13 protein-coding genes and 1 rRNA gene are annotated in these 12,047 nt (G+C 41.4%); 1 reads left to right on the top strand and 13 read right to left on the bottom strand.

Going from position 1 to position 12,047, the window contains the following annotated elements; translation table 11 throughout:
- Positions 1-72 precede the first annotated feature (72 nt).
- Positions 73-2,040 carry a methionine--tRNA ligase gene (gene metG, locus ACTWQL_RS23295; RefSeq protein ID WP_443144758.1) on the bottom strand — a complete coding sequence of 656 codons (1,968 nt, stop codon included), beginning with the start codon at positions 2,038-2,040 and terminating at the stop codon, positions 73-75.
- A gap of 568 nt (positions 2,041-2,608) precedes the next feature.
- Here metG and ACTWQL_RS23300 point away from each other — a divergent pair.
- Positions 2,609-2,893, top strand: a complete 285-nt coding sequence (locus tag ACTWQL_RS23300) for an AbrB/MazE/SpoVT family DNA-binding domain-containing protein (protein ID WP_221569237.1) — start codon at positions 2,609-2,611, stop codon at positions 2,891-2,893.
- Positions 2,894-3,112: 219 nt separating this feature from the next.
- On the opposite strand, the gene rsmI is transcribed toward ACTWQL_RS23300, so the two are convergent.
- The 12 genes from rsmI to rrf form a co-directional block, all read right to left on the bottom strand.
- Entirely contained in the window at positions 3,113-3,988 is an 876-nt protein-coding gene (gene rsmI, locus ACTWQL_RS23305; RefSeq protein WP_443144759.1) for a 16S rRNA (cytidine(1402)-2'-O)-methyltransferase, read from the bottom strand.
- The gene (locus ACTWQL_RS23310) at positions 3,972-4,256 is read right to left on the bottom strand and encodes a GIY-YIG nuclease family protein (protein WP_443144760.1); all 285 of its coding nucleotides are present in this window, start codon (positions 4,254-4,256) and stop codon (positions 3,972-3,974) included. Before ACTWQL_RS23310 ends, rsmI begins: the two co-directional genes overlap by 17 nt.
- The gene (locus tag ACTWQL_RS23315) at positions 4,249-4,983 is read right to left on the bottom strand and encodes a tRNA1(Val) (adenine(37)-N6)-methyltransferase (protein WP_443144769.1); all 735 of its coding nucleotides are present in this window, start codon (positions 4,981-4,983) and stop codon (positions 4,249-4,251) included. Before ACTWQL_RS23315 ends, ACTWQL_RS23310 begins: the two co-directional genes overlap by 8 nt.
- A gap of 453 nt (positions 4,984-5,436) precedes the next feature.
- Positions 5,437-5,793: a DNA replication initiation control protein YabA gene (gene yabA / locus ACTWQL_RS23320; RefSeq protein WP_443144761.1), complete on the bottom strand. Its 357-nt coding sequence runs from the start codon at positions 5,791-5,793 to the stop codon at positions 5,437-5,439.
- 12 nt (positions 5,794-5,805) lie between these two features.
- A complete protein-coding gene (locus ACTWQL_RS23325; RefSeq protein WP_443144762.1) occupies positions 5,806-6,630 on the bottom strand; it encodes a PSP1 domain-containing protein in 825 nt (274 codons plus the stop codon).
- Between the two features lie 5 nt (positions 6,631-6,635).
- The gene (gene holB / locus ACTWQL_RS23330) at positions 6,636-7,622 is read right to left on the bottom strand and encodes a DNA polymerase III subunit delta' (protein ID WP_443144763.1); all 987 of its coding nucleotides are present in this window, start codon (positions 7,620-7,622) and stop codon (positions 6,636-6,638) included.
- A gap of 16 nt (positions 7,623-7,638) precedes the next feature.
- Positions 7,639-8,079, bottom strand: a complete 441-nt coding sequence (locus ACTWQL_RS23335; protein WP_443144764.1) for a YaaR family protein — start codon at positions 8,077-8,079, stop codon at positions 7,639-7,641.
- 12 nt (positions 8,080-8,091) lie between these two features.
- Positions 8,092-8,421, bottom strand: a complete 330-nt coding sequence (locus ACTWQL_RS23340) for a cyclic-di-AMP receptor (RefSeq protein ID WP_261134704.1) — start codon at positions 8,419-8,421, stop codon at positions 8,092-8,094.
- 156 nt (positions 8,422-8,577) lie between these two features.
- The gene (tmk, locus tag ACTWQL_RS23345; protein ID WP_443144765.1) at positions 8,578-9,213 is read right to left on the bottom strand and encodes a dTMP kinase; all 636 of its coding nucleotides are present in this window, start codon (positions 9,211-9,213) and stop codon (positions 8,578-8,580) included.
- Between the two features lie 4 nt (positions 9,214-9,217).
- Entirely contained in the window at positions 9,218-10,651 is a 1,434-nt protein-coding gene (locus tag ACTWQL_RS23350) for an aminotransferase class I/II-fold pyridoxal phosphate-dependent enzyme (RefSeq protein ID WP_443144766.1), read from the bottom strand.
- A gap of 151 nt (positions 10,652-10,802) precedes the next feature.
- The gene (locus tag ACTWQL_RS23355; RefSeq protein ID WP_443144767.1) at positions 10,803-10,997 is read right to left on the bottom strand and encodes a sigma factor G inhibitor Gin; all 195 of its coding nucleotides are present in this window, start codon (positions 10,995-10,997) and stop codon (positions 10,803-10,805) included.
- Positions 10,998-11,926: 929 nt separating this feature from the next.
- Positions 11,927-12,042: ribosomal RNA gene (rrf, locus tag ACTWQL_RS23360) — 5S ribosomal RNA — on the bottom strand.
- Positions 12,043-12,047: the final 5 nt, after the last annotated feature.

Consider the following 12,047-nt stretch of genomic DNA (forward strand, 5'->3'; position numbering starts at 1 on the left):
TGGTAAAAACAGAATTGAACATAATGTCCAATGGCCTTGATTTTGGTCATTCTTAATAAAATTATAGCTTTTTTACTTTATAATCGTTCCATTTGGAAGGGTTTGGTCGATTGTCGCAAGTTTAAGTCTGCCATCTTTGCTCCCTGCCAGGATCATTCCTTCAGACATTTCACCACGGAGTTTCACAGGTTTTAAGTTCGTGACACAAATCACTTTCATCCCGACCAGTTCTTCGGGCTGATAATATTGAGCAATGCCAGAAACGACCTGGCGTTTTTCATCACCTAAATCCAGCTGAAGCTTCAATAGTTTATCTGCTTTTTTGACTTTGCCTGCTTCTACAACTTCTGCAACCTTCAATTCAACCTTCATGAAATCATCAAATGTGATTTCGTCCTTGCTATTTTTATTCTCTTCTTCCGTATTTTCTTCAGGTTTCTCTTCGGTCGTCGCCGTCCCTGTCATTGATTCTTTGATGTAGGTCACTTCTTCTTCATTTTCAAGTCGAGGGAAGAGCGGCTGTCCTTTTTGGACTTTCGTTCCGCCTGGGATTTGCCCGAACTCTTTCAAGCTTTCCCAACCTGTCAAGAAATCGCCTTCGATCCCCAGCTGCTCCCATATCTTAGCAGGTGCCTTTGTCATGAATGGCTGGATCAAAATCGAAATATAGCGTAAGGATTCAGCTAAATGGGACATGACAGACGCAAGCTGATCTCTTTGGTCTTCATTCTTTGATAGAATCCACGGCTGCGTTTCATCAATATATTTGTTTGTACGACTGACTAGCTGCCAGATAGAAGACAAGGCCACTGAAAATTCCATATGGTCCATCGCAGTTTCTACTTTCTCAACCGTTGCATCGACGAGTTCCTCTAACGAATCATCAAAGGACGTAATCGTACCTTGATGAGCTGGAATTTCTCCATCAAAATATTTGCTGATCATCGCGACCGTACGATTCAATAGATTTCCCAAATCATTCGCAAGGTCATGGTTTACACGGTCAACGAAGCTTTCAGGAGTGAAAACCCCATCAGAACCGAACGGCACTTCCCGCAGTAGGTAATAACGCAGTGCATCAAGTCCGTAACGATCAATCAATGTCACAGGATCAACAACATTCCCTTTGGATTTCGACATCTTACCGTCTCTCATCAGCAGCCAACCATGTGCAAATACTTGTTTCGGCAATGGAAGATCCAACGCCATAAGGATAATAGGCCAGTAAATAGTATGGAAACGCGTAATCTCTTTTCCTACCAAATGAACATCAGCCGGCCAATATTTTTGATAACGTTCATCATTTTCAGAACCGTAACCGAGGGCGGTGATATAATTCGATAAAGCATCGATCCAAACGTATATGACATGCTTCGGGTTACCTGGAACCTTAACTCCCCAATCGAAGGAAGTTCGTGAAACTGCTAAATCCTCTAAACCAGGCTTAATGAAATTATTGACCATCTCATTTTTACGTGTTTCAGGTAAAATGAAATGCGGGTTTTCCTCATAAAACTTAAGAAGACGATCGGCGTATTTACTCATCTTGAAGAAATAGGATTCTTCTTTCACTTTTTGGACAGGACGGCCGCAATCCGGGCAATTCCCTTCTTCTAACTGTAGATCCGTAAAAAAGGATTCACAAGGTGTACAATACCATCCTTCATATTCATCCAGGTAAATATCCCCCTGATCCATCAGCTGCTGAAAAATCTTTTCGACAACATTCGTATGACGATCTTGAGTTGTTCTGATGAAATCATCGTAAGAAATATCAAGCTTATCCCATAGATCTTGAATCCCCTCTACGATTTCATCTACATAGTTGAGCGGGGCAACACCTTGTTCTTCTGCTTTATCCTGAATCTTTTGCCCGTGTTCATCTGTTCCAGTCAGATACATGACATCGTAACCACGTAAACGCTTATAACGTGCCATCGCATCCCCGGCAACAGTCGTATACGCATGGCCGATATGGAGCTTTCCACTCGGATAATAGATTGGTGTAGAGATATAAAAAGATTTGTTTTCCCCTGACATCTTGCAACCTCCTTGCACTTCCAAAAATTGTTTCAAATTAACAAAATAGGGGTATTAAAGGGTGAATACGTTCTTGCATGTACATTTCCCGATTCAATTCTATCATTAATCAAAGAGTTTTTCTTATCTTAGACATAAAATGACACAGAGATACGAAAACAATATATGTAAATACTACAGTATTCCTGTATTTCTTAAAAAATATACCTGAAGTACAGGGTTCATTCAAGTAGTTAAATATGAGATTTCGACACAAAATGTCGAATGATGACGAATAACTGTCGAAGTATAATACTTTTAGGTTATTAGTAATCAAAAATTTTTAGTATAATTTTCCTGGTAATGACTTCTTTATTTGGGAATCCCAAACAGTCGGCACTTCAATATAAGCGTCAACTCAATGTTTGTATCTAGTTTACAGAAATTGCAAATATTTTCATCAAAGAAAATGATTGACGTGTTTGGGAATCGCTGGTATTATTAGGGCATAATAGTTTTTGTCGAATAATGGCGATAAACATAGAATTAGGTCAAAAAACAGGAAAAACAAGAGAGGAGATTTATTATTATGAAATCTACAGGTATTGTTCGTAAGGTTGATGAATTAGGTCGTGTGGTGATTCCGATTGAACTTCGTCGTACACTTGGAATCGCAGAAAAGGATGCTCTTGAAATTTATGTTGACGATGACCGTATTGTTCTTAAAAAATACAAGCCTAACATGACTTGCCAGGTTACTGGAGAGGTATCTGATGACAACCTTTCAATTGCGGATGGAAGAATCATTCTAAGCCGTGAAGGTGCAGAGCAAATTATGAAAGAATTAGACGATTACGTTTCAAAAGCAAAATAATCGTATGACGAAAGGGTTGGTCCTCAATGGAGCCAACCCTTTTTTCATCTGTTTTTTTAAAAGTTATTGCCCGGTGGAAATATGGCGAGACTCCTGCAGGATAGCGAGCTAAGGCAAACCCCGTAGGCAAGGAACGGGTGAGAAGGCTTGCAGAGTGTCCTCGGTAAGCATGTATATTTCCACTTTATAAACACGACAGCCTATGTGATAACAGCTTTTTCATTGAACATGATACATTTGGTATACTTCACGTTTCGGCAAGCCGCGATCCACTGCTACTTGTTTAATAGCAGCTTTACTCGACATGTTCTCTTCATTTATATAATGATCGATGTGCTCGACGATCGAAAGCATCAACCACCACTGATCGGTTTCTTGGGCGATTTCCCCTGTGCCTTCTATTATTAAGCAAAATTCTCCTCTGATTTGTTCTTTCTCACTCCATTGCCGTAATTCCTCTAAATTACCACGGATGATCTCTTCATATTTCTTCGTCAATTCTCTATTTATTGAAACTTTACGATCCGCTCCAAACACTACTGCTAAGTCTTTTAGCGTTTCTTTTATCCTGTGAGGAGACTCATATAAAATGACTGTGTCCCGAACTGAGGCTAGATAGTCGAGTTCTTCTTTTCTAGTCTTCTTGTCCCGTGGAAGGAATCCGTAAAAATAAAAGTGATCAGTTGGAAGGCCGGAAGAAACAAGTGAAGGAAGGGCAGCATTAGCCCCAGGTAAAGGAATGACAGGAATCTGATTTTCTACACATTGCTTCACCAACTCATAACCAGGATCAGAAATGCCTGGCATTCCTGCATCACTGACCAATGCAATGGTATCACCGTTTTGCAGCTGACCAAGAAGTTTTTCTCCACTTTTCATCTTATTATGTTCATGATAGCTGACAAGAGGTGTAGGAATATCGAAATGATTACACAACTTTTTTGTTTGCCGAGTATCTTCACATGCGATCAAATCTGCCTCTTTCAGTTGTTGAATAGCCCGGAATGTCATATCTTCCAGATTTCCAATGGGGGTAGGTACGATTATAAGGGAACCTGGCCTTCCCTCTGCATGATAGCTATGTTGATTCCACATGATTTGATTGCTCCTTCGTGTAGATCAGACGCTTTTTCTCTTTTTTGTTCAGCTGCTTGATCTGATATTCTGCTTTAAGTGCCTCAGATTTCGTCAAGTGGTGTTCCAGATACACAAGTTCTACAGGGGTCCGCCCTCTTGTGTATTTTGCCCCTTTTCCTTGTTGATGAGTAATCAGCCGTTTATCGATATTATTCGTATATCCTGTATAGAGGGTGCCATCACAGCATTCTAAAATATAAACACAATACGGAGGGTCTTTACTCATATGCTTTTCTGACCTCCTCAGTATATTCATTCGCTTGATTGTAAACAGTCAATGGAGGAAGCAGTTTCAAATCAGGCTTGCCGCCCTTTGTCCCTTCAACAAGTACCATATTGGCATCCTTCCCTTGCTTTGGATAGACGAACTGCAAGCGTTTCGGTTCTACCTTGTACTGCCGCATCAAGAAAAGCAGATCCATCAATCGTTCCGGTCTATGGACAAACGCGGCTTTTCCACCATTGCGGAGATTTTTAGCCGCTACTCTTACGACATCTTCGAGCGAACAATAAATTTCATGCCGCGCAATCGCTACGTGCACATTTTCATTATGATCAACTGGATTTTTCGAATCAAAATAAGGCGGGTTACATGTAACGACATCAAACCCTTGATCAGATTTCTTTTCATATTTCAGGATATTTTCATGTTCAATTTGAATACGTCCTTCAAGATTGTTAAGTTTTACGCTTCGTTCCGCCATACTAACAAGCTTTTCTTGGATTTCCACCCCGATGATCGATCCTTTCGTGCGTCTTGATAGAACCAGTGGCACAGCACCAGTTCCTGTACATAAGTCTAACAGTTTCCCTTTTTGAATAGGGACATATACGAAATTTGCCAACAAGACGGCATCTAATGAAAAGGTGAACACCGAGGGGCTTTGTATTATTTTCAACTGATCTTGAACGATATAATCCACCCGCTCATCATCAAACAGCTCTACCTGCATCATCCATATATCCTTTCAGAACTTTTCAATTTGTTTTATTCTCAATTATGTAGGTTTTGATTATTTGTTTACGAAATCCACTTCCTGTTCACGGGCAACCGAAAAGCTGAACGACCCGATTAGTCACGAATGTCGCTGGAAAACTGACGAGGAGGCTCGAACCAAACAAAGTTCGGTTCTGCGTGGGCTCACAAATAAGAAGTCCATCAATGTGTCGACCGCCGCAGGAGTTTGAAGTGTATCCGAGTGACTGGTCGCTGAGCGAGACATTACTTCTAAGCATTGCCCCTCGCTCATACCTCGCTGTGGGGTCTCGCCTGGCTCGCTTTTCCGCTGGAGTATCGCGAATTTCGCTTTTAAAAAACTCCAATAGAGTTCTTTATAGTAACAAAAGAGGCTGAACTACGAAAATCACAGCTCAGCCTCTACCAAATCAATCAGAGGAATCATCATCTATTTCTTGTTGAGAAAAGACAGACAGAACAGGCAATCCCCTTCCGTCCGTATACTTCCGTAGTGAAGGTTACATATATGGAATCCTTCTTGATACAAACGTGCCAATGTATCAAATCCTTCACCGATATCAGGAACATGCTTTTGCGAATCGTTTTTTTTCGAAGAAGCTTGTCCTCCGACGGGCTGCTTTTCCCTTTCCAAACGGCTTCTCAAGTTACGATTCTCAATTTCCAAATGATGATTTTCTTCTAATAGAGTAGCCAATTGGTTTTTCAGATCTCCCAATTGCTTGTATAAACTTCCGATTTGCTCTTCCATTTCACTTACTCTTGAGAAGATTTCTTTTTTATCCACGGCTTCACCCCGTTACTCTGTAGCTTGTGAAACGGAGCCTTCCTTTATAAGCTCATCGAGGGTGTATTCAATCACACGTTCACGTTCGTAAAGGTCCACTTGCACTAAACGCTCTAAAATGTTCAGACCGACTACTTTTCCGTTTCCATGCGCTGTGTGAATTTCTTCTCCAATGTCGGGAAGCTCCTTTTTTGCGGTTTCATAATCATCGTTTTCATATTTCAAACAACACATCAGTCTACCGCATAATCCAGATATTTTTGCTGGATTCAATGATAGGTTTTGATCTTTGGCCATCTTAATCGATACGGGTTCAAAGTCTCCTAAAAAGGTTGAACAGCAAAGCAGCCGTCCACATGGCCCTATCCCGCCAAGCATTTTTGCTTCATCCCGGACACCGATCTGCCGCAGCTCGATACGCGTCCGGAAAATGGATGCCAAGTCTTTCACCAATTCACGGAAATCGACCCGGCCGTCTGCTGTGAAATAAAAGATGACTTTGTTCCGATCGAATGTATATTCCACATCGACAAGCTTCATATCAAGCTCATGCTCATCGATCTTCTTCACACATACATCAAACGCTTCTTTTGCAGCGTCTTTGTTCTCTTGAACTGAAATTTGATCCTTCGTATTCGCGATTCGTACGACTTTCTTCAAGGGAAGAACAACATCGTTTTCATCCACTTGCTTTCTCGCAAGGACTGTCTTTCCGTATTCAATGCCTCTAGCGGTTTCGACAATGACGAATGTATTGACATCTATATCAAGGTCACCTGGATCAAAATAATATATTTTACCCGCTTTCTTAAAACGGACACCAATTACCTCATACACTAGGTTTATCCCTCCTGCAATCTAAGCACTAATTGCTCCATCAACAACTGAAGATTCATATTTGCGTTCAAACGTCGCTTAGCCTCAAGAATATGCAGCATTTGATTCCGCACACGGCTTTGAGAGCTTTGTAGCGCTTGGACGGATAATATATTTTGATGATCGCTGTAAACGATCGAATGTTCTTCTTCCAATTGCGTAAGAAAAACATCTTTATACCAAATCAACAACAAATCCAAGCCAATTTCGACCTGTTGTTTTTCTTTGAAGTGTGGATTCCAATATTCGTGAAGAGCGAGAAGTGCACGTTGGGGTCTCTCAAAAAGCTCTTCTCCTAATTTTAACACGTTCTTTCTTGCTATTACAAACCACTCATCGTTCAGGTATTCTTCCGCTTCTGCCTGATCGTTCGTCAGTGCTGCGGCAGTACGTGCAAGCTGGTTGGAATAATCTTTCTCAGTGAGTGCCTCAATCAATTCATTCTGTGATTGCGGGGCAAAGGTTAAAATCTGGCATCTGGAACGAATGGTGTCAAGAAGCTGTTGTGGGTTCTCTGTCAATAATATGGCGATCGTTTCTTGGCCAGGTTCTTCTAAAAATTTCAACAAGCTGTTTGCTGCTTGATTCGTCATTCGTTCCGCATGTTCAAGAATATAAGCTTTTGATTTGGATTCCAGCCCTAAATAAGAAAATTCTTTCTGGAGCTGCCGGATTTGTTCGATTTTGATCGATTGCCCATCAGGCTTGACAAGGTGAACATCCGGATGATTTCCTGAATCGATTCGTTTACAATCCGGACATTCACCACAGGGTTCACTATCCTTTCTTACTCGACAAAAGTAAGCTTTCGTTAAATGGAGCGAAATTTTCTTTTTCCCCGTTCCTTTATTACCTTTGAACAAATAAGCATGTGCAAGCCGTTCTTTTTTTAGGCTGTTGGTCAGTAGTTTTACGACATAAGGTTGTCTTTGTGCGAGTGTATTCCATTCCATTACAATCGACTCTTTTCTACGTATACAAATTCACGAGCAAACCTTTGATTTCACCAATCCGGCTAAGGATATCAATCGATTTGCCTTCACGGGAAACGAGCTCATCTGTAAGCGTCATCAACTCTTCATCGATTTGTTCTATTAAGTGCATCGTTTCTAAATTACCGTGTCCATTCCAGCTTCTCGATTTCTTCAGATTCATGCCGAATTCAACCGTTTCTTTCACAAATCTTTTCACAAGCTGTTTATACTCTCGAAGGTCACTTAATGTATGTGATTTCAACAATCGTTGACCCTGTCGATCTATTTTACTTAGTAATTGTGTCAATTGTTCACTTTGGAGTTTCTGCTGTTGAGCCTGTACCACTGATTCGAAATTCCCTGACTTGACGTGGGGCTTAACACCATCCTGAAGGCGTTGTTCCACAGTCGTACGAAGCTCTTGTCCTACTTTCATAACTGATGCCTCCTAATATTGCATGAACTGTTCAATAGGGAGGACGAATACTGTAGCCCCACCGACTTCTACTTCAACAGGATAAGGTACATAAGAATCTGCATTACCACCCATAGGTGAAACAGGTGCTACAAGTTGGTCCCTGCTCTGACAATTTTCCTTGATGATATCAAGCACACGCTGGACATGCTGATCCTCGACACCAATCATGAAAGTCGTGTTTCCAGACTTGAGAAATCCACCTGTACTTGCTAATTTTGTAGCACGAAAATTACTCTTCACAAGTGCATCAGATAGTCGATTGCTATCTTTATCCTGAACCACCGCCACCACAAGCTTCATAAGCGAGAGCTCCTTTCAACGATTTACCTTTATGTTAATACTATTCTCTCTATAATCTATTTTCCTTTATTAAATCCGTGTTGAATGTATCTGAAAAATGTTAAGTAAAAACAATTAAAAAGAAAAGGTTCTTTATATTATTATAACAGTTACACCCTAAATTATCTCACCAAGTTTCCTCTCGATGACCGCAAGCACATCCTGATAGACTTTTTCGATCGGCTGCTCGGCATTTACGACGACCATACGATCTGGAAACATGCTCAGGACACGCTTATAACCTTCCTGCACCTTTTTATGAAACTCCATTTTCTCTAGATCGAGCCGATTCTTTTCCCGTTGTTCATTGTCTTCAATCCGACTTAATCCAACTTCAGGAGATAGATCAAAATACACTGTTAAATCCGGCATACGGTCCTCTGTCGCAAAACGGTTGATTGAATAGACTTCTTCAATTCCAAGACCTCGTGCATACCCTTGATACGCAAGGCTACTGTCAATGAATCGATCGCAAAGAACCAGCTTTCCTTTCTCTATGGCCGGGATGACTTTCTCGACAAGATGCTGTCTTCTTGCAGCTGCATAAAGCAACGCTTCTGTCCGACCATCCATCTTTGTGTTTTCCGGATTCAAGATCACCGACCGGATTTGTTCAGCAATGTCGATCCCTCCCGGTTCACGAGTACAAAGCACTTGCATCCGTTTTGAGACTTCCTGCTCGATTTGTTTAATGATGGTTGTTTTTCCGGCACCCTCCGGACCTTCAAATGTAATAAATAATCCGTTTTGCATGCTGTTACCTCCGAATTTCCTGATGTGTTTCGACTACACGTATAGCTTTAAGGTCCGTCCCTTGAAATCTGGCACCTTTTTGAAAAAGGAAATGACAATACTTAACATGGGATTCCGTTATCTTCTCACCTTTCATAATGATCGGAATACCAGGTGGATAAGGTACGATCGTTTCTGCGCTTATCTCATCCACAGTCTCTTCTAGTGGAAGTCTCCTCGTTTTTGAAGCTTTTAGTTCCTTATCTGTCAACGTCAATTCCGTAATGGAAGGAAATCGATCAACTTGCACGATTTCACGCTCGACCGTTTCATAACGACTTAGTATCTTTTCAATTAAAGAGGCAAGCTCCTCGACTCGCTCAAGTGGTGCAAGCGGAAAAATGAAAAGGACATTGTAAGGATCAGCAAGCTCGGAATAAATTCCCGCCTCTTCAAAAACAGCTTGCATTTCAAATCCAGATAAGGATGTCTTAGACTGGATAATCAATTTAAGCGGGTCAAACCAATCTGATGCGTTTGTTTGCTGGATAACTTTGATTTGCGGGATGCCGTTGAGCCGTTTCTTTAATGTTTCGATACGCTCTAAAATGCGCTTGATATCTTGTTCTTCCAAACTTTCGATATATGAGCGCGCATAATCCAATGAGGCCATCAAGACGTAAGAAGGACTGCTTGACTGTAAAATTTGCAAGTTCTCTTCCAAAAGTGCAACGTCAATACGTTCTGACTTGACATGTAATAACGAAGCCATCGTCATCGCTGGCAGAGTCTTATGTGCGGATTGGACAACGATATCAGCGCACATCGAAAGTGATGAAGGCGGGAAAGGGGATCCTATTGAAAAATGTGCCCCATGCGCCTCATCTATAAGAACAGGGACATTCCTCTTATGTACAAATGAAATAATCTCATTCAAATCCTTCGTCATCCCGTAATAATTAGGATTCGTGAGAATGACTGCATCAAAATTTTGATCGTGCAAAAAAGCCTCTTTTACCTGGTCCAATGTAATTCCAGTAGCAACGCCAGTCTCGCGGTCTATTTCAGGAGATAACATCACCGGTCTTGCACCAGCTAACTGGACCCCGTTCATGACTGACTTATGACAGTTCCGCTGCACAAGCACCCTTGCATCAGGTTTACATGTAGTCAGAATCATTGCCAGATTGCCAACGGTTGTCCCATTGATGAGAAAATAACTTTTATCGGCTCCATAAAAGGTGGCAGTCAATGCCTGTGCCTCTTTAATTACCTCGGTCGCATCATGGAGATCATCCAATCCTTTCAGTTCAGTTGCATCAAGCGAAAGAAGATTATGAGCCCAATCCTCACTCGGCATCAACTTTCCGAATTTATGACCTGGCACATGAAAGGAAAATTCAGCTTGTTCAAAATGCTCCCGTAATTTATCAATTAATGGTGTGTGTAAATGTCTCAAACTTCATCCATCCGATTCTATGAAGTATTCCTCTCCTCATTTTAGCAGATATGGCAGGGCATTTGCGAGGTCAATCCTAAAGGACAGCCAAAACATTGTCACCATGGGCTCTTTAAACACAAAATAAAAAACAGGCGTCCATACACCTGCTTTAACACGATACTTGATTAATTTTTCTCAGCTTTTCTATAAAATATTGATATTCTTCATCATCTGTGTCGGTAACAACCATTCTCTGTTCGCATTCTGAGCATAAAAAGTGTTGGAAAATATAGATTCCCTCGTTGTTTTTCTCTTCACAAACCATACATATATCCATGGATCGCTGTTTTTTTGCGGTTTCCATTTCTCCCACCTCCATCACCCATTGTTGCCACAAACAATTAAAAATATACAAAACTGATTCAATTTTTTGAAAAATCAGTTGCTATCGTAAATGTATGATGATCAATCAGAAATTGTGTATGTCTCCCTAAAACTAAAGCTGTTTATTTCGAAATTTGATTGTACTAAAAATAGTGGAAGGTTTTTGCCAAGCAAAAACCATCTTTTAAATATTTTTGTTTTCGGTTTAAGATGAATGATTGATCTCAGTGATTATCCGTTTCATAGACCTTTTGCACACCAATTCCCCATTCCTTCGGTTTGTCGGTATGAAAAGTCCCCTTACTGTACGTCAAATTAGGCTTTCTACGCTTTGACGGTACGAATAAGCCTCTTACTGTACGTCAAATCAGGCTTTCTACGCTTTGACGGTACAAGTAACGTTAAAAGCCCCCATATTTTGTATAACCAGCCACACTTGAATCACTTTAAAGTATCTCAACCCCTTTCCTGAGTACATCAAATCCGGTTTATCCCTTTTCATGTATTCAGAACGGCTATATGAGTACATCATACTGGCTTTTTTGTACTTTCATGTACTCAATATCTTCTCTGAGTTCTACATTTCTTCCTTAAACACAAAAAAGAGCAGTCTCTCGACTACTCTTGTGCTTGCCCGGCGACGTCCTACTCTCACAGGGGGAAGCCCCCAATTACCATTGGCGCGCGAGCTTCACTTCCGTGTTCGGCCTTCGGCCTGCGATGAACGGCGGATCTCTTCGTCATCGGCACTCGCTCCGGTCCTCGCGTATATCATACGCTCCGGGCGTCCCTCCCTGGTTTCCTCGATCTCCTTGTTCCTCACAACCCTCAGCTTCTTCGAAGGATTGCCCTTCCGGGCATCTTTTTTCAAACACAAAAAAGAACAGCTTTGCAGCTGCTCTCTTAGTTGCCCGGCGACGTCCTACTCTCACAGGGGGAAGCCCCCAATTACCATTGGCGCTGAAGAGCTTAACTTCCGTGTTCGGCATGGGAACGGGTGTGACCTCTTCGCCATCGTCACCAGACTATC

This window comes from Pseudalkalibacillus sp. R45, from assembly GCF_052246725.1.
Lineage (GTDB): Bacteria > Bacillota > Bacilli > Bacillales > Fictibacillaceae > Pseudalkalibacillus.

What these genes read in the sequence shown, in the direction of transcription:
- ACTWQL_RS23340 (WP_261134704.1), bottom strand. Translation starts at nt 8,421, where the DNA reads ATGAAGCTTGTGGTGGCGGTGGTTCAGGATAAAGATAGCAATCGACTA.
- rsmI (WP_443144759.1), bottom strand. Translation starts at nt 3,988, where the DNA reads ATGTGGAATCAACATAGCTATCATGCAGAGGGAAGGCCAGGTTCCCTT.
- holB (WP_443144763.1), bottom strand. Translation starts at nt 7,622, where the DNA reads ATGGAATGGAATACACTCGCACAAAGACAACCTTATGTCGTAAAACTA.
- ACTWQL_RS23300 (WP_221569237.1), top strand. Translation starts at nt 2,609, where the DNA reads ATGAAATCTACAGGTATTGTTCGTAAGGTTGATGAATTAGGTCGTGTG.
- ACTWQL_RS23310 (WP_443144760.1), bottom strand. Translation starts at nt 4,256, where the DNA reads ATGAGTAAAGACCCTCCGTATTGTGTTTATATTTTAGAATGCTGTGAT.
- metG (WP_443144758.1), bottom strand. Translation starts at nt 2,040, where the DNA reads ATGTCAGGGGAAAACAAATCTTTTTATATCTCTACACCAATCTATTAT.
- ACTWQL_RS23335 (WP_443144764.1), bottom strand. Translation starts at nt 8,079, where the DNA reads ATGAAAGTAGGACAAGAGCTTCGTACGACTGTGGAACAACGCCTTCAG.
- tmk (WP_443144765.1), bottom strand. Translation starts at nt 9,213, where the DNA reads ATGCAAAACGGATTATTTATTACATTTGAAGGTCCGGAGGGTGCCGGA.
- ACTWQL_RS23355 (WP_443144767.1), bottom strand. Translation starts at nt 10,997, where the DNA reads ATGGAAACCGCAAAAAAACAGCGATCCATGGATATATGTATGGTTTGT.
- ACTWQL_RS23315 (WP_443144769.1), bottom strand. Translation starts at nt 4,983, where the DNA reads ATGCAGGTAGAGCTGTTTGATGATGAGCGGGTGGATTATATCGTTCAA.